Source organism: Dysgonomonas sp. HDW5A, from assembly GCF_011299555.1.
GTDB lineage: Bacteria > Bacteroidota > Bacteroidia > Bacteroidales > Dysgonomonadaceae > Dysgonomonas_A.
Map to the genome: position 1 here is coordinate 1,646,674 of NZ_CP049857.1, position 23,659 is coordinate 1,670,332.

The window sequence follows — 23,659 nt, forward strand, 5'->3', positions numbered from 1 at the left end:
AAGTTTGGTTATAAATAGACTAAACGATATCAGTCGTTTTCAAAAATAGGTGTAGTAATAAATATAGTATCATTTACTTCATTCTGGGTAGATCTATTCATACTATCCGGATCTTTACCACCTACAGTATGCCCCGAATCCATTTCATCTTCACAAGAAGTCAAAAAAAGTCCGCAACAACCAATAAATGCAATGCCTAATAATAAATGCTTAAGTTTCATAGTTTCTAAAATTTTATGATTGGGTGTATTTATAAGCTGAAAATACAAGATAATTACTAATATTCTTCATAGTTTATGTGTATTAGATTCAATATCAAATAGATAATATTTAATGACAGTATTAGCTATTATTTGAATCACAAAGTAAATTTAATTTTTCATTCTCTTATTTACCAAATAATCATTTAACAAAAACAATAGAAAATAATTATAAAAAAAATTATTATTCGTTCCATTGCTTGTAAAATATTCAGATTTATTAATAAATGGTCATCTGTAATAATTTATTATATTTACCAAAACAATAAAAGGTTTAAAACCTGACTATCATAATGGATAATCTTCCTCATATATCAGTTATACTTCCGGTTTATAATGCTGAAAAGACACTATCGAAGTGTATTGAAAGCATTTTAAACCAAGAATTTCTTGATTTTGAATTGATCATAATAAATGATGGCAGTAACGATTTTAGTTTGTCAATTTGTGAAAATTATGCTGCACAAGATAGCAGGATAAAAATAATTAATAAACAAAACAACGGGGTATCAAGTGCACGCAATCTTGGTTTAGAGAATGTCAGAGGAAAATACATTTGCTTCGTAGATGCCGACGATTGGGTTGAAAAGGAATATCTATCGGCTTTTTTCAGAACCAACAAAAACCCTGATAAAGAAATAGTTATTCAAAGCTGTTTTGAAGATACGCAAATAGAATCGGCTATAAAATGTTTACTTCCTGACAAACAATATAATCGGGAAAAATTTGCTCGTGCTTTTCTTCAATTACGCATCTTGGGTTATGGTTATCCTTTTGCAAAACTGTATCAAACGGATGTGATAAATGAGCATAATTTACGGTTTGATACGCATATCCATTTTATAGAAGATCTTCTCTTTTTTCTTAATTACATGCAATACATGCAATCGTTGCGTACAGTTTCGGAAGCTCGATATCACTATACAATTCATTCATCCGATGTATCACTCTCCTATTCTCATAATCCGTATGAATCCGAAATAAAAGCTTATTATGCTGAAAAAGAAATATTAGAAACACTTACTGAAAAATTTAATTTTAGCATTCTCAGTATTTATTATTGGAAAGCTAATAATGGATTTTTATTTTACAGGGCAATACGGACTATTTATCGTCCGCAGTGGAAAAAACCTTTTTCGGAAAGAATATCTATACTAAAAGAGCAGTGGAACAGAGAAAATATTTATTGTTTAAAGGCGTATAGCCGGCAATCGCTCAATGAGCAATTGAATAAAATAGCAGTAATGCTATATGTGAAAAAGCATATTTATCTGTATGATATGTATATGAACTTTTTTGTTTTTATCAGATACAATCTCCCATTTGTCTGGAAATTATTCAGAAAGAGTATAAAGGCTAAAAAGCATTAAGCAGATTGCCCTGAAATATTCCTACATTTTTGCAACAATGAATTATATCCTATTTTATAAATTTGCAGATAAGACACACCTAAATCTCTTGATACTACCAAAGGCCATTTCCAGTTGTGATATACTAATTGCACCATACCCGTCGCCAAAATAATACCATATATTCCCCAATGGAAAACACCCATAAAGAGTGGCGAAAGTAAGGCTATACTAAATCCCGAAAATAACGACGCGTACAGATAAGGTATTCTGTTTTTGGTAGTTAAAAGTAATAAAGGCAGCACATGATTGACATCGAGATAATAAACCACAAATAATAGAACCAAAGGAAGTGTGGGTAAAAAATAGGTTTGACTATGAATGAGTTCTAAAATACGATTGCCAAACAACACTATAATTAATGCAGCGGAAAGATAAGTAAAAGTCATAATAAAGACACTTTCGCTGAATATTTTGCGAATGTCGTTCTTGCGGTTCTCAATCTGAAATTGAGTAAAAAGAGGCATATGTGTCTGAAAGTAAAGTTGCGATATACGGCTTATAAACAATATCAATTGCATGGTTAACCCGTATTGACCGACCACCGATAATGGAAGAAACAGCGAAGCAAAAAAGATATTGCCACGTGTAGTAAAGAATATTGCCAATTCGGCCAATCCCACCTTAGAGGCATTGTATCGTATAATAGGGAGTATGTTTTGTGAATAGTAGGAGCTTTCTCTCAACAGCGTTTTCAATCCGTTTTTAAAAAAGAAACGATGGGCAAAAATTCTATTTACGATGACAGACAGGCATGTGGCAATCGAAACCGAAATAATACCATATCCACACATCAAACCAATAACAGTCACAGCAATATATACCGATTTGGTAATAATAATGAGTATATTATTCTCCTTTATCAGTCCTCTACCCAAAAGTAAAGAGTTATAATAAAGATAGAAAAACTCGATAGATACCGCCACCGAATAAATAAACCAGGCAGTGAGTATATCGTCAGAATTATTAAGAGATGAAGATATATGCAGAATATAAATTGATCCTAAAACGGTAAGCAAACCCAATATGACAAGTGATGCTGCTCCATAAAAAAGTTTCATCCCTTTTATTATACTTTTGAGCAAAGCATAATTAGGTCGATCCATTACAGGTGCCGAAGGGTCGATCCCCTCTTTAAGCAGCGTGGTTGCACCGCCAAAAGCATAAGCTACATTACGGGTAAAGGCACTCTGAAAGCCAAAATCGAGCAGTGCGACAAATGTACCGATAGTGAGGAAAATATACCATATGCCTAAAACATCTTGTGGAAGTGTTTTGAGAATAACAGGTAAAATAATAATACCTGCTCCCATATTAAAAAACTGGGCTACATAGCTCCAGATAATATCGGCTTTGGTTATTATTATTTTATTATGGTTATTTCCGGACATTTTAAATTAAGTAAAAGAGAATATTTAATGATAGTTTTGTAAACTTAAATTTTCTCACTGTCAATAACAGCAAAAGGTATGCTTAGTTTAAAGAAACCTTGATCTTCTGCTATCTTATTCATTTTGTTTTCAATGATTTCGAAAATTTCAGCTTGTTTATCTTCGGATACAATATTTTTCCAGCTATCTAAAAAAGCAAGTCTTATAAAATAGTACTGCAAGACGGTCGATCCATCGGCAAAAGTATAATTAAATTGATCTTTTATGACCTTTTTTACCGAAAATCCGTTTTGTTCGACCAAGCTTACAAGTTCTTCGAGAGGTTTACGCATCCTATAAATGTGATTCCACATAGCATCGATTTCCGTTTGCATGCCGTATTCTTTCAACACTTCTTCCATTATATCATAAAACTCAATCATGGTTTCACTAAGATTCATGGTTTGAATGAATTGTCCCACACTCTTCATTATACGTGAACATTCACTCAGTGTTTTATTCAGATCCGAAACGTTATTTAATCCGTTATTGCTCGTTATTAAATCAACCGATCTATCTCCAAGGGGTATATTTTCGGCTACACCTCTGATAATTTCTACATTGTCGATTCCATAAAAAGCTATTTTCTTTTCAGCTCTTTTAATAGCTGCTTCCCACGGATCTATCCCATATACTTTACTCGATTTACCGAATCTCATAGCCAATTCGGTAAGTGGAAAACCTGCTCCGAATCCGATATCAAGAACAGTGCTGTTTTTTCTCATCCTTACATTTTCGAGTAGTTTCAAACCAAAAGGAGCAGCCCAAAAGGGTAATTCATCGAATAACTCAATTAATTCATCGGAATTAAAATCAAAAGCGGTGACTAAGTGATCGTTCATAATCTGTGAAGTTTAGTAAATATTTATTGTTGTATTTTTCATTTACAAACCAAAAAAATAACAAATCTCAACTATTTTACGGTCTCAGACGTATTTATTGTCCATCCAAGTATAAAAACAATTGGTAATTATAGCTTTAAAATGCAATATTAAATACTTTCTGCTACTTGAAATATGAGTCTTTTCAAAAGTAGATAAATATTACAAATATCGTATCTTTGCCTTGATATTAAGTACTATGTACTATCTATTTATTGCATTTTAGATTCAGTTTTAAATGCTGTACTTAGATATTTTACTAAAAAAACTCCACTTTATGCTTCTTTTAGAACCTCAGCACTGGACAGATTATGAGTTAATAGATTCGGGTAATTATGAAAAACTCGAACGATTCGGAAAACACATCCTGGTACGACCCGAACCTCAGGCAGTATGGCAAAAATCGCTGCCGGAAAAAGAATGGGAAGACATGGCTGATGCTATTTTCAGACGCGAAAAGGGAAAATCGTCACAGGATGGTAGCGAAAGGGGAGAATGGATTCAGAAAAAAGGAATGCCCGATCAGTGGTTTATTAACTATGATTATAAGGATATGCACCTTAAATTTCGTTTAGGCCTTACTTCTTTTAAACATGTAGGTATATTTCCCGAACAAGCCGAAAACTGGAATTTTATTTATGATACCATCAAAAGCTTCGATGTAAGTGAACCCAAAGTATTGAACCTCTTTGCTTATACAGGAGGTGCTTCTATTGCTGCGAAAAGTGCAGGAGCTGATGTTACCCATGTAGATTCTGTTAAACAGGTTATTACATGGTCACGCGAAAATATGGAGGCTTCGAATCTCGATAATATCAGATGGATTGTCGAAGATGCTCTCAAATTTTGCAGACGTGAAATAAAACGAGGCAAAAAATACAACGGTATTATTCTCGATCCTCCTGCTTATGGTCGTGGTCCTGATGGCGAACGATGGATTCTGGAAGAAAACATAGCAGAACTGATGTCGATCTGCCATGAATTACTAGAGAACGAAAATTCATTTCTTATACTTAATCTCTATTCGATGGGATTTTCGCCGGTCATAGCTGAAAACTTAATTAAAAATTACTTTCCTGCTATCAAATCATATCAATATGGAGAACTTTTAATACCCGAAAAATCGGGGAAAAGATTACCTCTAAGCATTTTTATTAGATTCAATAAAATAAAATAAAATAAGTTAGCAGAATTATTTATTATTCAGGTAAGCAAAACAGCTATAAATTGTTATAGTCTTAAAACGCTCATTAAATACGTTCTTTTACTTAAAATAAACATTATGAAAAAGTCTGTTTTTATATTCACATTTATATTTGTGTTTGTGATGGGATTTGCACAAACAAATACTACTCCTAAATACAATGTTCCTGAAGAATACTCTTTTTTGTTACGGGAAGACTACAATAAGTATGAACCTGAAATAAAGGAAGCTATAGACTGGTATTTATGGCGTTCGATGGGTATGGACAATGATAAAAGGCAAAATGCTGCAACTTTTTTCATGCAATGGCTTGTCGGCAGTCCGGCTGTGACAGTAGAAGTAGATACTAAAGTGGTGAATTTCGTAGATACTAATCCACAATTATTGATACCGTTTAGTATGGGATGGAGTAAGTATGCCATAGAAAATGAGAATGCAGACCGTATTAAGGCTTCTGCAGCAGGAATAGAAGCTGCTGTTGCTTATTATAATAAAAACAGAGCCTTTATGAACAAAGATGCTAATATAGAAAAGTACGAAAAAATGATAAAGAATAAGAAGCTTGAAAACTATATAAGTAAAAACCTTCCTCCTAAAAAATAAAAGAGAAAAAGAATGCTTGTCAATAAAGTGTTGATAACTGTTGATAATTTTCTGAAAAATAAAGTTGCAAAGTTGATAGCTCTAATAGTATATAAGATATTCATGAAATACAAAATTATTAAGCATAAATCTTTGTTTTTAATATCATACAGTTATCAACAACTATTAACAATGTGAATAAATAAAACTTTTAAACACTCATAGTTATCAACACCCGTTTAATAAAGTCTATAACAGTCAGAAAACCATACTATATGAGTATGCTAAAAAATGTTGATAAATGTATATAAGTCTGCATAAATTTAATAGTAACTTAAAAAGCAAGAAAAATACGAAATACTAATAAACAGTTTCAACAGGCTATTATTACTACCATATTAGTTTTTAGTTTAAAGAAGAATAAATAATACATAATACAATTGTTGATAACCCATTTTTGGATAACTGTAGATTTTTAAGTAAATTCATCTATTTAAGTTTTCAGAACTATTTATTACTTGGATATGCAAAATAGTCGTAGATAGTTATACCTTTATAAAAGGTGTCGTACATAAATTTTCTTTTACTTATTATTACTTGTATTTATTCAATGAATAAAAGGTCTCGGACCTTACTATATAATTATGAAAAAAATTATTTTAAGTTTATTAGTTATGGGATCGGTTATGATCTCATGTAAAGATTCAAATATGAAAATAGATAAAGCTCAGTATTCGGGTAAAGATGTATCGGGTGAAGCATCTATCATAAGAAATAAAGAAACTAAATCTGCCGAATTGCATATACAATCGTCAGGTAAATGGATATTGTATGCCGGAAGTTCGGTAGAAGATATAGATTTTTCGAAACCTGTAGCAGAAGGGGAGGGTAGCGGTACTTTTTCTTTGAATGTACCTGATAGTATCCGGACTTATTTTCAATTGGTAACTCCCGAAGGTAAAGCCATTCTGGCCGAACGCCATCTACCTATGACAGGAGGATATAATTTCAGGGACTTGGGAGGTATTAAAACTTCAGACGGAAAATATATAAAGTGGGGTAAGATATTCAGGTCAGATGATCTACATACCTTGACAGATGATGATCTTAACTATTTGTCAAGTATTTCTTTGGTTTCGATAGTAGACTTCAGATCGCCTGACGAAATTAAACGTTCTCCCGATAGATTGCCTGCTTCTGTTAAAACGGATTATGCTTATTCTATTACACCCGGTAATTTATTAGCAGCTAAAAGTTTAACCGATCTTAAAGAATCGCAAATGGATAGTGCTATGATGGAAATGAATGTATTGTTGGTAAGCGATACATCTTGTGTAAACAAATATAAAGATTTTTTCACCTTGTTACAAGAGGAAAAAGATGTTCCTTTGATGTTTCATTGTTCGGCGGGTAAAGACAGAACCGGAATGGGAGCTGCTCTGGTATTATTTGCTCTGGGGGTAGATGAAAATACGATTATTGATGATTATTTGTCTTCTAATACTTATCTTGGCGACAAATATGCTCAATACATAGCTCAGAATCCTAATTTGAAACCTTTGTTTCAAGTTAAAAAGGATTTTTTGATGGCAGGTATAGATCAGATAAAAAAAGATCATGGTTCAGTCGAAAATTATTTGACTGATGTTTTAGGAGTAGATATCCAAAAATTCAGAGAAAAGTATCTCTATTAGAATTTTCTATTGTATTGGCTTAAACCTCTAAATTTTAAATTAGATATTTTGTTGACTGTTGTTTTAGGTAATCAGCAACAAAGGTTTGCGGTCTTTATTTAAGGGTAAAAGATTTTTTAATAATGTTATCTATGAATTTTTATAAAAGAATTGTTACTTTAAGTATAGTACTTATTGTATATGTCAATTTTGCTTACTGTCAGTCTAAGAGCGAAATTGAAGATTTATTGATAGAGGTTTCTAAGGTACCGGATTCTAAAGATATAATTAAAAATCAGTCTGCCTTGAAAATTTCTGATTATCACGATGAAGCATTGAATATATTGCCTGATTTTTTTACGGATGATACAAAAACCAATGTTTATTCGAAATGCTTAAAACGAAAGTTAACAAAGGGTGAATTGGCTATTATTTTATGTGATAGAATAGAAATTATACCTTATTTCGAACTGATAAATATGCAAAATTTTACTCTTTTGTTTTGTAAAGACAACCCCAATTTTGTAGAACCTTATTTAGATATTATAAAGAAACAATCTCCTGCAAAATTCAGGGATAAATATGTACAATGGCTTCACAGTGATAAGCGCAGCAGCACCAAAATTTATAATTACTGAATTGGTTTGAAAGAGGTCTGTTTTATCTATAAAGTAAAAGGCCGGAACAGTATGATTGAAGACATAAAAAGTGTGTGTAACTTTTGTCACTTTTGTAATCTTTTTATATCTTAACTATTGATAATCAACTGTTTTTGAAAGTGACAAAAAATGTACAGAAAGTACAAGAAAGTGTGAGTTTTTTGTACTGTTTTGTCACCTTTGTAAAGTAGAATGTAAGTTTATTGAAGGAAAGTAAGTAAAAGTACACATTATTAGTTTGTATAATTTGACTATCTTTGCATCCTTGAAAATTAAAAAATTAAAATAAAATAATGGCTCTACAATGTGGTATAGTGGGACTTCCTAATGTAGGAAAATCGACCCTTTTCAATTGTTTATCGAACGCAAAAGCCCAATCGGCTAATTTTCCTTTTTGTACAATCGAACCTAATGTGGGAGTGATTACTGTTCCTGATGAACGTTTGAACAAATTAGCAGAATTGGTTAAACCAAACCGTATTTTACCCACAACTGTAGAAATTGTAGATATTGCAGGATTAGTTAAAGGAGCCAGTAAAGGTGAAGGACTTGGAAACAAGTTTTTGGCGAATATACGTGAAACAGATGCCATACTTCATGTATTGCGTTGTTTTGATGATGATAATATTACTCACGTAGACGGAACTGTAAATCCTGTTCGTGATAAAGAAATAATTGATACCGAATTGCAGTTGAAAGATTTGGAAACTGTGACAGCTCGTATTCAAAAAGTAGAAAAACAAGCTAAAACGGGCGGTGATAAGGATGCTAAACGCATGTATGACATTCTTATCCAGTTCAAAGAAGCTTTGGAACAAGGAAAATCAGCTCGTACCGTTCAGTTTGATAATAAAGAAGACGAAAAGGCTGCTAAAGAATTATACTTGCTTACTTACAAACCTGTAATGTATGTTTGTAATGTGGATGAAGCAAGTGCAGTTTCGGGAAATAAATATGTAGAACAAGTACGCGATTCGATACAAGAAGAGAATGCACAAATACTTGTGGTAGCTGCTAAGATAGAATCTGAAATAGCTGAATTTGAATCGTACGAAGAGCGTGAAATGTTTCTTTCTGAAATTGGTCTCGAAGAATCGGGGGTTGCACGTCTTATAAAGGCCGCTTATCAACTTTTAGGTCTTCAGACTTACTTCACCTGCGGAGTGCAGGAAGTTCGTGCCTGGACGTTTATTAAAGGTTATAAAGCACCGCAATGTGCTGGTGTTATACATACCGATTTCGAAAAAGGTTTTATCCGTGCCGAAGTTATCAAATACGAAGATTTTATTGCTTTGGGTTCTGAGTCTGCCGTTAAAGAAGCAGGTAAAATGAGCGTAGAGGGTAAAGAATATGTGGCTCAGGATGGCGATATTATGCATTTTAGATTTAATGTATAAAAAATCTATGCTTATTTCAAATCTTATTATATATTAGCATGAAATTTAAATCGTTCATGCTATGAAAGTAATATTTGTATTGGCTGTATTTTGTTTATTATTAACAGGTTGTGATTATACTTATGATTATACCTATGAGATAACGAATTTTACCAACGAAGTGATTACTGTCAAAACCGTTAAAAGAAACAATAGTTGGTCGTTGTATATAAAAGATTCTATATTTGAGATAAAACCGAATGAAACAAAGATTATTATAACCGATGATGGTGGGATATGTGGTAGAAATTATACTCCGCCTTGTGAATATAAATCTACGGATTCTATACCACCGTCTTATATAAAGTTTGATATTTTGGTAGGTGAAAATATACTTTCAAAGAAGTTTAGATTGTTTGAATACTGGACTTACAAGACAGATGAACGTAGCGGCACATATAACTTACAGATTAATAATTCTTTGTTAACAGAATAAATAAATATTAATGAATAAAAAAAGTTTCATTTAGTTTTAGTTACACACTAAAGAATATCACTAATTAAAATAAATGTATGAAAAAGTATTTCTTAGCATTGGCTTTATTGGCCACTTTTAGTTTTGCTGCTAATGCACAATTTGGAAAAATAAATGTAGGTAAAGTAACTGATGCTGCAACAAAAGGAGTGAAGGCTATGACTTTGAGTGATGCTGAAATTTCTCAGTATGCTCAGGAATATATCGATTGGATAGATGCTCACAATCCTGTATGCAGTGTGACAGATACAGACCCAGGTAAAAGAGAAACTGCAGAGCGTTTGGCTAAAATTGCAGCCATGTTTCCTATAGATAATGTTAATGGTAAAAAACTAGATATCAAAGCTCTTTATGTTGTTGATGTAAATGCTTTTGCATGTGCTAACGGTAGTATCCGTGTATTTGCTGGTTTGATGGATATCATGACTGATGATGAAATTCTTGCAGTAATGGGACACGAAATAGGTCATGTGGTAAATAACGATTCTAAAGATGCTTTTAAAACAGCTCTGCTTACTTCGGCTCTTAAAGATGCAGTAGGTTCTACCGGAAATACTGCAGCTGCTTTAACAGACTCTCAATTGGGTTCTTTAGGTGAGGCTTTGGCTAGTGCTCAATTCTCTCAAAAACAAGAATCGGCTGCCGATGATTATGGTTATAATTTATTGAAACAAGCTAATCAGGATCCTAAAGCAATGGCTCAATCGTTAGGTGTGCTATTGAAATTGGAACAAGAAGCGGGTGCCGGTAAAACAAGTAAAGCTACTCAATTATTTTCGAGCCATCCGGGTCTTGAAAAACGTATAGCTAATTTAGAGAAGAAAAAATAATACACTATAAGTGTTTGATAATAAGATTATAATAAAACAACCTGATAGTTTACTATCAGGTTGTTTTATTATTTAGAGGTATCTTAAAGGAAGGATATTTTACTTTAAATATCCTACAGGATGATTAAGCATCAATGTTTGGCTATCACTCAACTTAAGAGCCTTTTTTAGTTCCGCGTGATTCATCTGTGCCCGTGGTTTAGTGCCTAATCCCATTCCTGAACAGAATATAGATATGTTTTGAGATACAATGCCTGCATCTACTTTATTCATATCGGTAATATGTTCTATTGAGTTGTAGGCGGATGGTTTGTATGTTGAAGCATCTGCTACAATATAAAGAATAGAAGGGGGTAGGGGATTATCCTTTTTTCCACCTGCTAATCCTCGGTAATCACCTTCCGATATTAGTATTAAATTGTTTGCTTGAGCATCAAATTTATATACTGCGTTAGGTAAGGCAACGTATACATCGATATCTTGGCTATTTTGAGCCGATGGAGCGGTCTTTTTACCATTCTCGCGGTTAATACCATTGGCAGCCCAAAGTAAGTTCGACAGATCTTGTATACTGAGTTCTTTGTCTGAAAATTCGGATGAAGATTGTCTTTTAGCAAATGCCTCCATTACGCTAATTCCACCTGTTTTTACCGGCTCATTCAGTTTTATGTCTTGAGCATTGATATTTACAAGTGAAGCAAAAGCTAATGCAGCTATTAGAATATATTTCATGTCTTTATGAAGTAGGATTTGTTATGATTTAAAATGGTTCTCTATTTTGTCCAGAAATGCTTTTCTATGCTCATCACTTCCCGATGTAATGTGATCGCAATTGAACCATGTTGCATTCTTTATTCCTACAGAATACAGGCAGTTTTTATTGATGTCATTAACAGGATCACCCGATTCGCTGAAATTCTCTGTAGCTTGTTCTGATGTAGTTATTACAGTAGATTTTTCGATATTGAGAAGTGGATTCCAGCCTTTTTCATAATTATATGCAAATCCATAAAGAAGTACTTTATCAAAGAATCCTTTTAAAATAGCCGGCATATTCATCCACCATATGGGGTATATAAATACTACATGGTCGCTATTTTTGAGTAAGTTTTGATATTTCTCTACTAATGGATCCGAAAATCCACCTTTTGAATATAAAGCTAATTCTGACTCTGTCAGAACAGGGTTAAAATTGTCTTTATGCAGATCTATAACATGATAAGGACGATTATCTGTATCTAATTTGTCAGTAATTGTATCTAAAATCACTTTATTAAAACTACCATGCCAGGGATGTGCTAAAACTATTGTTACCATCTTTTTCTTTTTTTGATTAGTTCTATAAATTTACGCATTTCTTTTTATAGTCTTTTCCGGACTCATTTTTATAAACATTATTTAATATAAAAGAGCTGTAGTTTTAATACTACAGCTCTTTTTATACTAGTTTTGAATTATTTCTTATTTAGATTCTTTCAATACCATATCGATAGTAATTGCAGTAGATACTACAACGATTTTATCTGTATTTTCTTTGTATTCTTCTCTGATAGAAACATTGTATTTATCGGCAGTAGTGAAAATTTCTTTCATTGCACCTGCCCATTTTTTGCTGATTGTTCCGATAGGTTGTCCATTAGCTTCTGATATAGCAAAATTCCATCCTTTCCAGTCTCCTTTTATTTCGGCTATCTTGGTTTTGTTAGCAGCCATAATATGGAAGGTAGGTTTAAGAAATGCCCATTTTTGTTTAATGAATCCAAGAATTTCATGGTGTCCGTTTAATATAGCTATTTCTGACATGAAAAAAGTCCATCCTCTCTTTATTACTGCAAGAGTATTACCTTCTGTATCTACAATTTCCAATAAGAAAGGCATCATTGCTTTACCCAAAAATAATCGAAGGATTTTATGACCTGTAGATATTCGTTGTTTAATAAGGCCTATTTGGTTACCATCTTGACCAAATACTTTATATTCTGCTTCGAATTTAAAGTAATTTACTTTTTGATCTATGAAATACTCATTGGTTTCGAAGAACTTAGGAAAATTATTCATAATACAATATTATAGTTTAGTTATTAGTTAGAGTACAAAAGTAATCCATTATGAGCTAAAAGCAATCAACCTGCTATGTTAATTTTTATTCCGAGTTCTTCAACTCTTTTTCCAATGGTTTTGAGTTCTTCCAAAGGAACTTTTTCCAGATTTTTCTCGGGTGTCTCTCTATCTATAGTGTAAATCATTACTTCTTTTGGATGGGTGGCTTTTATAATGTTCAGCCATCCTTCTATCTCTTTTTCGGTAGTATTATCAACCGTTTTTCCGTTATGGCTACCTCTTACAAACATGGTTTGCAGAATAAAATCGCCTTTAAATTTTTTAAATAACTCAACTTGTTTCTCTATATTATAAGTGGGAGAATTGGGTTGATCTATTAAATTGACTGTATCAATATATGCCGAATCGAGTTTAAGTATATTATTCTCAATCTTTTTAAGAGCATTAAACACACTTTCCTTACCGATATGCATTGCATTGGAAAGAACACTTATTTTAGCTTCCGGAGCGTATTTGTTTCGTAATTCTATGGTGTCATCAATTATTTCTGCAAAATGAGGGTGTAGGGTAGGTTCTCCATTACCGGCAAAAGTAATGACATCTATCTTTACATTTTCTTCTCTTAATTTCAATAATTTGTGTTCCAGAGCAGCCTCGACATTCTTACGATCGGGTAAAGCTGTTTTGGTTCTACCATCCTCATTATATCCGCATTCACAATAGATGCAATTGAATGAGCATACTTTTCCATCGTATGGTAAAAGATTCATTCCTAATGAAGTACCTAATCTTCGACTGTGGATAGGTCCAAAAACTATTTCATCAAATAATAGTGTTGACATGATTTATTTATTACATTTTATCTTAACCATTCAATTCCGTATATAATTCCATATGCAAGAAGTACATAGCGTGCAAATTTACCTGCAAACATACTGATATTTACAATATATACATTGGCTCTCATATAGCCGAGTGCAACTGCAATAACATCTCCCACTATGGGTAAGAAACTGAAAAAAGCCATAATAGCACCTTTACCGGTAAGCCAAAGATGTATTTTTTCAATTTTCTCTTTTTTTATTTTCAAGTACTTTTCTATCCATTCCAGTTTGCCTAATTTACCTAAGTAATAATTGGTCATTCCTCCCATCCAATTACCCACGGATGCTATGATTATACATGTCCAAATATCAAAACCTGCTGCTATAAGAGCAGCAAATACAAATTCGGAGCCAAATGGTAATATTGTGGCTGCAAGAAATGAGGCTAAAAAAAGCCCTATGTATCCGTATTCGGCAAATCCGTCAAGCATATTTTAAGATTGTATTTTATTAAATATCTTTTTTCTAAATGCATAAATTGTTAGAGTAAGAAATGCTACTAACGTAATATATAAGCTATTTTTTTGAATAAAAGTACCTTCAAATTTTACTTTAACAGATCCAGATGTATTAATTGGAATCTCTATGAGACCGTTTTTACTTTTCTGAATATCTATTGTTTCTTTATTATTGTAGGCATAATAACCCTTGTAATAGGTCAAAGGAAGCTCTATGATTTCGTTATGTATTGTATTTATTTCGAATACAATTTCACTTCTCGATCTTTTTATATTATATATTTCAGTATCAGCATGTTTTTTTAATATAACATTACCTCTTTCCACTAAATTATTTACAGTTGCCGGGATAGGGAGGTATTCTATATTATCAGCAAAACCTAGGAAGAAATTATTGGAAGTTCCTCTTTCCGGTAGATTTGTTATTCCCCATTTTGCATGTTTATAGGGCATACTATTTAAGTAAATAGAAGCAAATAATAGGAATATTATTCCCGAGAGAAAGAAGAAAGATTTAGTATTCCCTTTTAAATAATTAGTCACATAATACCCACAAGATAAAGCTAATAGAAAGCTCGAAAATTCAAATAGTCTCCATATAAACTGAGTTCTTCCAAAGATATAGTTAGGATATAAAAAGAGAGGAAGAAGATCCGAAGTATATATAATTATAAGAAAAGCGGCTATAGAAAACAGGTCGATGCTTCTTATCATTTTATCCTTTCTGGATATAAAAAATCGGGCAATTAAAGGTAAAATAAGCGTTATACCAATGCTTGGTAAAAAGCTATAACTTAAAAGAGCCTTTGGTAATTCTTTAGCAGCTATTCTAACAAAAGGGTAATTGCTAAAAGTTTCGTAATTAAAAGAGTCGGATATGGTTTGTTCAAAGAAAGGAAATAAAAAAATTGCAGAACATAATACCGTGAAGCATCCGGCTAAAATTAAATATAGAATTCTCTTTGGTTCTTTTATAAAATCTTTTACAAAGATTAGTAGCGTAACTGTCACAATAATAGATAATAACAAAGTCGAAAGTAAATGCGTCAATATAAATAAACTATATCCAATAGTCAAAATATACCATTTTCTACAATCGCCTTTGATAACCTCATACAATCCCCAAAATACTATGGGAAGAAAAGTAAATGTTATAGCCTCTGCAATAGCAGCTCTTTCGAAATAATCTTGTAATCTATAGAGACAGAAAGTGTATAAAATAGCGCTTATATATGCCGTATATTTATTTTTAAATACTTTGTAAACAGATAGATAAGTAAGTAGTCCTGTTAATAAAGTAAAAACAAAATACATCAATTGGTAGGCTCTGAAAACTCCGATAAGATTACCAATTAAGGTAAAAGGGATAAAAGTGAAGTTTGGATAAAATAAATTTGAAGCATACCCGTAATTATCAATTGCTTGGCTGTCTATATACGTAGGGAATGTCCCGTTTTTCAAAGCTTCCATAAGTATAAGAAATCTATTATAATGGAAGGCTGCATCATGTCCTACGCTTACTAAAGTAAACATAGAATAACGAAACATTGTAAATACTGTCAAGCAGACGAGTAGGACTAAAAATATCCAAAAATGACTCTTTTCATTTTTCAATTTTTCTTTAAATTGAGATAATATATTCATATAACGGGTGTAAAATATCAAATTAATGTGCTTCTAACCAGTTGTTACCTGTGCCGGAGTCAGCTTTAATAGGAACTATTAGTTTATAGGCCTTTTCCATCTCCTCAATAACTATTTGTTCCACGTGCGACAATTCATCATTGAAGGTGTTAAAGTTCAGTTCATCATGTACTTGCAAAATCATCTTAGAACGAATATTTTCATTTCTGAAGCGTTCGAAGATAGTATTCATGGCTATTTTTATGATGTCAGCAGCACTTCCCTGGATGGGTGCATTTATAGCATTTCGCTCAGCATATCCACGTACAGTGGCATTTCTGGAGTTAATATCTGGAAGGTATCGTTTACGTCCTAGAATAGTTTCTACATACCCTTTTTCTTTGGCTGTATTAATGATATTATCCATGTACTCTTTTACCTTTGGATAAGTTTCAAAGTATCCGTCAATCAGCTCTTTAGCTTCTCCCCGAGGTATAGAAAGCCTTTCTGCAAGTCCAAAAACAGATATACCGTATATAATACCGAAGTTAGCCGTTTTTGCTTTGCGGCGCATATCGCTTGTTACATCTTTAATTGCGATTTTATATATTTTGGCAGCCGTTGCAGCGTGAATATCTTCTCCACTGTTAAAAGCATCTATCATATTTGGATCTTGGCTAAGATGTGCCATAATCCTTAACTCAATTTGTGAGTAGTCAGCCGAATAAAAAGTACATCCCGGATCGGCTATAAAAGCTTTTCGTATATCCTTTCCATGTCCCTCCCTGATAGGAATATTTTGTAAATTGGGATTGCTCGAACTTAATCTTCCTGTAGCCGTAACTGTTTGATTATATGATGTATGTATTTTATCATCTCTTTTATTTATCAATAAAGGGAGTGCATCAATATATGTACTTAATAATTTTTTAAGACTGCGATATTCTAATATTTTTCCGATAACGGGATGAGTATCCCTTAGACTTTCCAGTACTTCTTCACTGGTTGTATACTGACCGGTTTTAGTCTTTTTGGGTTTTTCGATGACCTTTAATTTGTCGAAAAGAATTTCACCTACTTGTTTGGTCGAGTTTACATTAAATTCTACTCCTGCAAGTTCAAATATCTCGGCCTCAATATTTAACATTTCTTTGGTCAGATTTTCTGATGACTCTTTCAGAGCCTTGGTATCGAGTCTTACACCTGTATATTCCATATCGGCAAGCACATATACCAATGGAAACTCTATATCATATAGTAAATGGCTTATACCGTTTTTTTCTATTTCTTTTTCAAGAATATTTTTTAGTTTGAGAGTTACATCTGCATCTTCACAAGCGTAGTTGCAAATATCTTTAGGAAATAGATCTCTCATGTTTAATTGGTTCTTTCCACGAGATCCGATTAATTCATCTATATGAATAGTTTTATAATTGAGATAGGTTTCGGCCATATAATCCATATTATGTCTCAATTCCGGATTTATTAAGTAATGGGCAATCATTGTATCGAATAATTTGCCTTTTACTTCTATCCCATATTTTTTGAGGACAATAATGTCATATTTTATATTTTGACCAATTTTAAGAATATTTTCGTTTTCCAGAATTTCTCTGAAAATTTCTACCTGACTTTTCGCTTTATCGAAATCTGCGGAGATAGGTACATAATATGCCTCGCCTTCTTCAACAGAGAATGACATTCCGACTAATTCGGCATCAATAGGGTCAACAGATGTAGTTTCGGTGTCAAATGAACAAAAATCTTTACCTAATAATTTGTCTTTTAATTTGACCATTTCTTCTTCATTATCAATTAAATGATAAGAGTAGACCATGTCTTTTAACTCCATGAGAGTCGAATATTTTTTTTCTTCTGGAGAATCTTCCTTGAATTCTTCAAAGAGAACTCCTTGAGCTTCCTCTTTTTTAGGAACAAATTTTGTCTCTCGTTTTAAAACTCGATTAATGAGTGTTCGAAATTCTAATTCTTCAAAAAGGAGTTCTATTTTTTCGTCATCGATATTTCTTCTTTCAAATTCTTCTTTTTTAAATTCTATAGGAACATCAATTTTTATAGTTGCCAAAAATTTGGAGAAAAGAATTTGCTCTTTGTTATTTTCGAGTTTGTCTTTTAGTGTTCCTTTTATGTTAGCAGTATTTTCAAGAATATTTTCGATAGTCCCAAATTCGGCAATTAATTTTTCGGCAGTTTTTGCTCCGACTCCCGGACATCCCGGTATATTATCAGAAGAGTCTCCCATCAAACCGAGTAAGTCGATCATGAGTAGGGGAGAGGCAATGTTGTATTTTTCCATGACAGCTTTGTCATCTAATACATCGAAACCATTTCCGGCAAATTTTGGTTTGTACATGAAAATCCGATCACTGGTCAATTGACCATAGTCTTTATCGGGTGTCATCATGAATACATCCATATTTTCTTTTTCAGCCTTTTTTGCAATTGTTCCAATTACATCATCAGCTTCATACATAGGTACTTCTACTATTTTTATATTGTATGCTTCTATTATTTGTTTTATAATAGGCACTGCCAATTTGATATCTTCGGGAGTTTCGAGACGTTGTGCCTTATAATGCTCATAGGCTTCGTGTCGGAAAGTTGGTCCTGCCGGATCAAATGCCACTGCAATATGGGTTGGATTTTCTTTCTTTAGAACTTCTTCTAAAGTATTGACAAAACCAAAGATTGCCGAAGTATTCAGACCTTTTGAGTTGACTCTCGGATTTTTTATAAATGCATAATATGACCGATATATAAGTGCGTAGGCGTCTAAGAGAAAGAGTTTCATACCAAAATATTAGTTAAATAGTTCTATTTCTCAGTAAAGTTACAAATAAATGCCTCTAAAAGCTGAATTATTTATAAATTTGCAATTCAACTAATTTTAGTATGGATAAAAAGCTTTTGATAGCTAAGCCAATAGCTTCAGAACTCGAACGTTTTACTTCTTATTTTAGAGAGTCAATATTTTGTAATAATCCTAGAATTCAGGAGATTATAGATTACATAATGAAATCAGACGGAAAGCATATTCGTCCGATTTTGTTATTGTTGGCAGCTAAAGCTTGTGGAGAAATAACAGAGACAACCTACCATTCTGCCGTAACGGTCGAATTGTTACATACTGCATCATTGATACATGATGATGTTGTGGATGAATCGAAGATGAGAAGAGGGATACCTTCTACTAATGCTATTTATGATAATAAAATGGCAGTTTTAGCAGGTGATTACTTCTTGTCAACCGCATTGATCAAGAGTGTATTAACTGGTGATATGGAGATTATTTCAGCTATTTCCGGATTAGGTCGTAGTTTGGCCGAAGGTGAGCTGAATCAGCTATCTTTGGCTAAGGAAATAATTCTGGATGAAGCAGAATATTTCGAAGTCATCAAGAAAAAAACAGCTTCTCTTCTGTCGGTATGCATGAAAATAGGTGCTCAGTCTGTTGGTGCAAGCTCTGATCAGGTTGGTCGTTTTGAAAAACTAGGAGAATATTTAGGTGTTTGTTTCCAATTGAGAGACGATATTTTCGACTATTTTTCGAATAATGTGGGTAAACCTACGGGTAATGATATACGTGAAGGAAAAGTGACTTTGCCTTTATTATATGCTTTAAAAAATACTGATTCCGAAGAATCCCGGAAGATGATGCATATTATTGAGGAAGCAAATTTTTCTGATGCAGATATCTCTGCTCTTATTTCTTTTGCCAAAGAAAATGGAGGGATAGATTATGCCTACAATAAAATAGAAGTATTTAGGAAAAAGGCTATTGAAATAATTGATACATTGGAAAATGGCGAAGTTAAAGATGCCTTGATAAATGCTGTAGAATATGTTGTGGAACGTGTCTATTAAAGATACGGATATGCTGCAATAATAGAAAGTGCTTAATAAGTAAATAAAAGTATTCAATAATATGTTTTAAGAATCCGGCAGTTTGTAATTGTTGTGATGTTCAGAGCGATAATAAGTCTAAGGCTTTACGATATTATTTTATGAAAAAAATACTCTTGCTTTTAGGTTTTGTAGCATTCTTCCATCTTATTTCCACTAATGGGGTATATGCAGCACAGGTCACTTTGGGAGCCCATGATAAGGTTATAAAAATTTGTGATTTGCCTGATACGGAAGATTATACTTCCAGTGACGGTAAATTATTTGATTTTGGTTATAAGTACACTGTATTTGAAGTTATATTTTTACCTATTTTTCAAAAAGGCGAGGGGCAAATTGTAGGCTATATCGATGATGATAATTATGTAGTTTTATCTGAAAGTGATATTCAAAATATTGCTAAAACGAATAAAATTCAGAATCTGGCCGGCTTAGTTAACATTCCGTTTTGGGATGTTTGGGGTGGAAAATTAGTGGCTATTGCGGTTATTCTTCTTCTTGTTTTTTCGATAATCAGAGATAGATATAAGAAAATTGACGAATAAAATAAAGGGTTATAATTTACAGATTATAACCCTTTTATTTTTATATAGTGTAGTAGAACTTGAGCAGTGATTACGCTTTTATTGTATCGAGTAAATTATTTGCCAAGCGACTTGCTCCAAGTCTGAAATATTCGTTATTACACCATTCATCTCCTAGAACCTCTTTCACTACTGTATAGTATTTCACAGCATCTTCGGTGGTAACAATGCCTCCAGAGGCTTTAAAACCGACTTTACGACCTGTTTTCTTGGTATATTCTTTAATTGCTGTACACATTACATAAGTAGCCTCCAGACTTGCACCCTCATATACCTTTCCGGTAGATGTTTTCAGGAAATCGGCTCCTGAGTACAATGACAATACAGATGCTTTCATGATATTAGAAGCTGTTTTTAATGCGCCTGTTTCCAATATAACTTTCAAGTGTGCATCACGGCAAGCATGTTTAATCTCGTCTATTTCCTCGCATAATTCTTCGTAGTTTTCATCTAAGAATAAGCCTAGATTTAAAACTATATCTATCTCATCCGCACCATTGGCTACGGCAAGTGCTGTTTCTGCTATCTTCACTTCCGTAAATGTTTGTGACGATGGAAATCCACCCGATACACAGGCTATTTTTACACCTTGTGCAGTAAGAGCTTCTTTTACCACTTCTGCAAAGTTTGGATATACACAGATAGCCGCAACATTATTTACATCGGGGTATGTTCCATCAAAGTCATTTACTTTTTCGGTAAATTTCCATACATCTTCTTTGGTATCTGTTGTATTAAGCGTAGTCAAATCAATACATGAATAAAGGGTTTTGTATACTTCAACTGTATTGTTTTCTGCAAATTTTTTAGATATAATTTCCTTTACTTTTGCTGCTATATCTTCGTCTTTTATAGCAGTTTTATATTGATTCAGAATATCAATATACTTGTTTGTACTAGTCATGATTGAGTCAGTTTATCGTTATTTATATGTCGGTTTTTATCCCTGTTTGTTTTCTTTTCCATGTTCTTGTTAAAAGCTTCCGTGAGGTCTACTCCGGTCTGGTTTGCCAAACACATAAGTACCCACATTATATCGGCCATTTCATCTGCCAGATTTTTGTCCAGATCAGCCTTTTTAAACGACTGATCGCCATAGGTTCGTGCCATGATGCGTGCCAACTCTCCAACTTCTTCGGTAAGAATGGTCATATTGGTTAATTCGGAGAAATATCTGACTCCGTATGTTTTTATCCATTCGTCTACTTTGTTCTGTGCTTCCTGTATAGTCATATTTCGCGTTTTAAGCTATTCTTTTTCCTTTGAATCAATCCAGATAGTTACTGGCCCGTCGTTGATTAATTCGACCTCCATATGGGCTCCAAAAACGCCCGTTTGGACTTTGTTATCTATTGTTTTTTCTAATTCTTTACAGAACTTCTCATACATGGGTATTGCAATATCCGGTTTCGAGGCTCTGAGATATGAAGGTCTGTTCCCCTTTTTAGTAGAAGCGAAAAGTGTAAATTGAGACACTACAATGACTTCTGCACTTATGTCTTTTAATGAGAGATTCATTATACCTTCCTTATCATCAAAAATGCGCAGATTAGCTATTTTATTACATAGCCAGGCGATATCTTCGGCTGAGTCTGAATCCTCTATGCCTAGAAGCACTAACAAACCTCTATCTATTTTTGATTTTATGCTACCTTCTACGGTTACAGATGCTTGTTTTACCCTTTGTATTATTACACGCATGGTTATTTTTGTTACTTTTTCTTATTTGAAAATCAGCAGTTTAATGATCAGGTGTACTACTTTTGTTACTTTTGTCCCTTATGTGTGTACTTTTATCACTTTCTTAAAATGCTGTATTTCAGATTGTAATGAATAAAAAGGTTACAAAGGTTACAAAAGTGACACTTTTTAACCCCGTTTTTTTATTGTCTCTTATTTTACCTAGTATCGTTATTTATTGATAGATAAACTTGCTGAGATATAACTAGGGTTGTACTTCTTATTAAGTACAAGTAATAAATAGTTCTGCGAACTTTTATTACTTATGTCAATCAGTAGTTGGGATAATATGTTCAATTAAATTGTCTTTTACTACGCGCAATCACAGATTGCTTGTATTCCTTTTGCCCAAATCCGCAAAAGGAATCAAAAAGTCTTTGTGCTGCGTGGCTCGCCTGTCTGACTAAAGCATGCAGGCTAAACTAAACCTACTGCCTTTCGGCACGTTTAGTTTTACGCCCGCTTCGCTTATCAGCCAACGGCTGCACCACTGATGCACTGATGCTGACGCACGCAATGGCTTGTCATCCGTTAGGTTACCGACCTTGCCACTTGCACGGGGTACCCGCAGGATGAAGAAAGCGTTAAGAAACAAAAGGATATCTTTCGTTAAACGTTTTTCTTTTGTTTTAGTTTTCGAGTCCGTAGCGGGTCGGGCAAAAGGCACAGTCTTGATCTTTTGTTTCGTTTTGCATCAAGGCAAAATGAAAAACAAACCCATAGGGTGCGTTAGAATAATTGAACATTTAAACATAACAGATTAACTACTGATTCGCATTACTTATAATCGATTTTATTTTATACAAAAGTAGGAATAAATTTGGGTATGTAGGCAATAAAAAAACAGCACATTGGTCAATGTGCTGTTAGTTGATTTCTATTATTTTTTATCTCATTCTCCTAGACGATGTTCGTCATGATCTTTCGGTAAATATTTAACCAAAGTTTTCAGTTTGAATGCCAGGAATATTCTTAGTATTCCATAGAAAATAAATGCAAAAGAGATAATGTATGCTGCAAACAAACCTGCTATAGCGGGTTGAAACAATAGGATGATAGAGGCAAATACACTAAGTATTGATAATGCCAATACCCATCCCCAACCGCTATTTCTTACTGATTGAAGGTCAAAAGCCATACCTATTCCCCAGATGGATTGAATAAGTATCCAGAAGGCGATAAAATAGCAAAGCATAAGAGGTGCAATATCTAAATTGGCTAATAAGAATACGGCAAATAGCAAATCGATAATACCCATTGCAAGTGTCCATCCCCAATTATGTATTACATTCTTGTTGGAAAGTGCAAATACGATTTCTGAAATTCCTCCAACGAAAAATGAGAAAACGAATAGGAGTGTGATTGCTGCAAATGTGGCAAATGGTGTAAACATACATATAAAGCCAACTACAACGGCTACAATACCGACTAATAGTGATATCCACCAATTTTTAACTGCTCTTTTGAATGTAGAAAGTAAATGATTTTCCATAATGATATAATTTTATATTTTCTACTTATTATAACAAATGAATAGTTAATTATG

General features: G+C 33.2%; 24 protein-coding genes. 10 read left to right on the forward strand and 14 right to left on the reverse strand.

What is annotated here, in order from left to right; genetic code table 11:
• Positions 1–29: 29 nt before the first annotated feature.
• Positions 30–221: a hypothetical protein gene (locus G7050_RS06825; RefSeq protein ID WP_166113034.1), complete on the reverse strand. Its 192-nt coding sequence runs from the start codon at positions 219–221 to the stop codon at positions 30–32.
• A gap of 332 nt (positions 222–553) precedes the next feature.
• Here G7050_RS06825 and G7050_RS06830 point away from each other — a divergent pair, with 332 nt between their 5' ends.
• On the forward strand, positions 554–1,630 hold the full coding sequence (locus tag G7050_RS06830; protein ID WP_166113037.1) for a glycosyltransferase family 2 protein: 1,077 nt from the start codon (positions 554–556) through the stop codon (positions 1,628–1,630).
• On the opposite strand, the gene wzx is transcribed toward G7050_RS06830, so the two are convergent.
• Both wzx and G7050_RS06840 read right to left on the reverse strand, forming a co-directional pair.
• Positions 1,627–3,060: an O-unit flippase-like protein gene (wzx, locus tag G7050_RS06835; RefSeq protein WP_166113040.1), complete on the reverse strand. Its 1,434-nt coding sequence runs from the start codon at positions 3,058–3,060 to the stop codon at positions 1,627–1,629. The two genes, G7050_RS06830 and wzx, sit on opposite strands and share 4 nt — an antisense overlap.
• A gap of 44 nt (positions 3,061–3,104) precedes the next feature.
• Entirely contained in the window at positions 3,105–3,941 is an 837-nt protein-coding gene (locus G7050_RS06840) for a class I SAM-dependent methyltransferase (protein WP_166113043.1), read from the reverse strand.
• Positions 3,942–4,257: 316 nt separating this feature from the next.
• On the opposite strand from G7050_RS06840, the gene G7050_RS06845 reads away from it, so the two are divergent.
• The 7 genes from G7050_RS06845 to G7050_RS06875 all read left to right on the forward strand — a co-directional run bounded on the left by G7050_RS06845 (position 4,258) and on the right by G7050_RS06875 (position 10,839).
• Positions 4,258–5,157: a class I SAM-dependent methyltransferase gene (locus G7050_RS06845; protein WP_166113045.1), complete on the forward strand. Its 900-nt coding sequence runs from the start codon at positions 4,258–4,260 to the stop codon at positions 5,155–5,157.
• Between the two features lie 105 nt (positions 5,158–5,262).
• Positions 5,263–5,787, forward strand: a complete 525-nt coding sequence (locus tag G7050_RS06850; protein WP_166113048.1) for a hypothetical protein — start codon at positions 5,263–5,265, stop codon at positions 5,785–5,787.
• Positions 5,788–6,410: 623 nt separating this feature from the next.
• Positions 6,411–7,460 (forward strand): tyrosine-protein phosphatase, encoded by a 1,050-nt coding sequence (locus G7050_RS06855; protein WP_185154948.1) that lies wholly within the window; start codon positions 6,411–6,413, stop codon positions 7,458–7,460.
• Positions 7,461–7,591: 131 nt separating this feature from the next.
• Entirely contained in the window at positions 7,592–8,077 is a 486-nt protein-coding gene (locus tag G7050_RS06860; protein WP_166113051.1) for a hypothetical protein, read from the forward strand.
• 314 nt (positions 8,078–8,391) lie between these two features.
• Complete coding sequence (gene ychF / locus G7050_RS06865; RefSeq protein WP_166113054.1) at positions 8,392–9,495, forward strand: redox-regulated ATPase YchF; 1,104 nt, start codon at positions 8,392–8,394, stop codon at positions 9,493–9,495.
• A 61-nt stretch (positions 9,496–9,556) separates the two neighbouring features.
• A complete protein-coding gene (locus G7050_RS06870; protein WP_166113057.1) occupies positions 9,557–9,970 on the forward strand; it encodes a hypothetical protein in 414 nt (137 codons plus the stop codon).
• A gap of 77 nt (positions 9,971–10,047) precedes the next feature.
• Positions 10,048–10,839, forward strand: coding sequence for a M48 family metalloprotease (locus tag G7050_RS06875; RefSeq protein ID WP_166113060.1), 792 nt, complete (start codon positions 10,048–10,050; stop codon positions 10,837–10,839).
• A 99-nt stretch (positions 10,840–10,938) separates the two neighbouring features.
• On the opposite strand, the gene G7050_RS06880 is transcribed toward G7050_RS06875, so the two are convergent.
• The 7 genes from G7050_RS06880 to polA form a co-directional block, all read right to left on the reverse strand.
• Positions 10,939–11,571 carry a SagB/ThcOx family dehydrogenase gene (locus G7050_RS06880; protein ID WP_166113063.1) on the reverse strand — a complete coding sequence of 211 codons (633 nt, stop codon included), beginning with the start codon at positions 11,569–11,571 and terminating at the stop codon, positions 10,939–10,941.
• A gap of 21 nt (positions 11,572–11,592) precedes the next feature.
• A complete protein-coding gene (locus tag G7050_RS06885) occupies positions 11,593–12,156 on the reverse strand; it encodes an NAD(P)H-dependent oxidoreductase (RefSeq protein WP_166113066.1) in 564 nt (187 codons plus the stop codon).
• A gap of 144 nt (positions 12,157–12,300) precedes the next feature.
• The gene (locus G7050_RS06890) at positions 12,301–12,897 is read right to left on the reverse strand and encodes an LURP-one-related/scramblase family protein (RefSeq protein ID WP_166113069.1); all 597 of its coding nucleotides are present in this window, start codon (positions 12,895–12,897) and stop codon (positions 12,301–12,303) included.
• A 65-nt stretch (positions 12,898–12,962) separates the two neighbouring features.
• The gene (locus tag G7050_RS06895) at positions 12,963–13,742 is read right to left on the reverse strand and encodes a radical SAM protein (RefSeq protein WP_166113072.1); all 780 of its coding nucleotides are present in this window, start codon (positions 13,740–13,742) and stop codon (positions 12,963–12,965) included.
• Positions 13,743–13,759: 17 nt separating this feature from the next.
• Positions 13,760–14,215 (reverse strand): YqaA family protein, encoded by a 456-nt coding sequence (locus G7050_RS06900; RefSeq protein ID WP_166113075.1) that lies wholly within the window; start codon positions 14,213–14,215, stop codon positions 13,760–13,762.
• 3 nt (positions 14,216–14,218) lie between these two features.
• Complete coding sequence (locus G7050_RS06905) at positions 14,219–15,790, reverse strand: hypothetical protein (RefSeq protein ID WP_166113078.1); 1,572 nt, start codon at positions 15,788–15,790, stop codon at positions 14,219–14,221.
• Positions 15,791–15,908: 118 nt separating this feature from the next.
• Positions 15,909–18,677, reverse strand: coding sequence for a DNA polymerase I (gene polA / locus G7050_RS06910; protein WP_166113113.1), 2,769 nt, complete (start codon positions 18,675–18,677; stop codon positions 15,909–15,911).
• A gap of 101 nt (positions 18,678–18,778) precedes the next feature.
• Here polA and G7050_RS06915 point away from each other — a divergent pair, with 101 nt between their 5' ends.
• The gene (locus G7050_RS06915) at positions 18,779–19,750 is read left to right on the forward strand and encodes a polyprenyl synthetase family protein (RefSeq protein ID WP_166113116.1); all 972 of its coding nucleotides are present in this window, start codon (positions 18,779–18,781) and stop codon (positions 19,748–19,750) included.
• A 140-nt stretch (positions 19,751–19,890) separates the two neighbouring features.
• Positions 19,891–20,334, forward strand: coding sequence for a hypothetical protein (locus G7050_RS06920; protein ID WP_166113120.1), 444 nt, complete (start codon positions 19,891–19,893; stop codon positions 20,332–20,334).
• 70 nt (positions 20,335–20,404) lie between these two features.
• Here G7050_RS06920 and deoC read toward each other — a convergent pair whose 3' ends face one another.
• From deoC to G7050_RS06940, 4 genes are all read right to left on the reverse strand, one after another.
• On the reverse strand, positions 20,405–21,277 hold the full coding sequence (deoC, locus tag G7050_RS06925; RefSeq protein ID WP_166113124.1) for a deoxyribose-phosphate aldolase: 873 nt from the start codon (positions 21,275–21,277) through the stop codon (positions 20,405–20,407).
• Positions 21,274–21,606: a nucleotide pyrophosphohydrolase gene (locus G7050_RS06930; protein ID WP_166113127.1), complete on the reverse strand. Its 333-nt coding sequence runs from the start codon at positions 21,604–21,606 to the stop codon at positions 21,274–21,276. The genes deoC and G7050_RS06930 overlap by 4 nt, the downstream gene beginning before the upstream one ends.
• Before the next feature lie 15 nt (positions 21,607–21,621).
• The gene (gene dtd / locus G7050_RS06935) at positions 21,622–22,074 is read right to left on the reverse strand and encodes a D-aminoacyl-tRNA deacylase (protein ID WP_166113130.1); all 453 of its coding nucleotides are present in this window, start codon (positions 22,072–22,074) and stop codon (positions 21,622–21,624) included.
• Positions 22,075–23,005: 931 nt separating this feature from the next.
• The gene (locus tag G7050_RS06940) at positions 23,006–23,605 is read right to left on the reverse strand and encodes an HdeD family acid-resistance protein (RefSeq protein ID WP_166113133.1); all 600 of its coding nucleotides are present in this window, start codon (positions 23,603–23,605) and stop codon (positions 23,006–23,008) included.
• Positions 23,606–23,659: the final 54 nt, after the last annotated feature.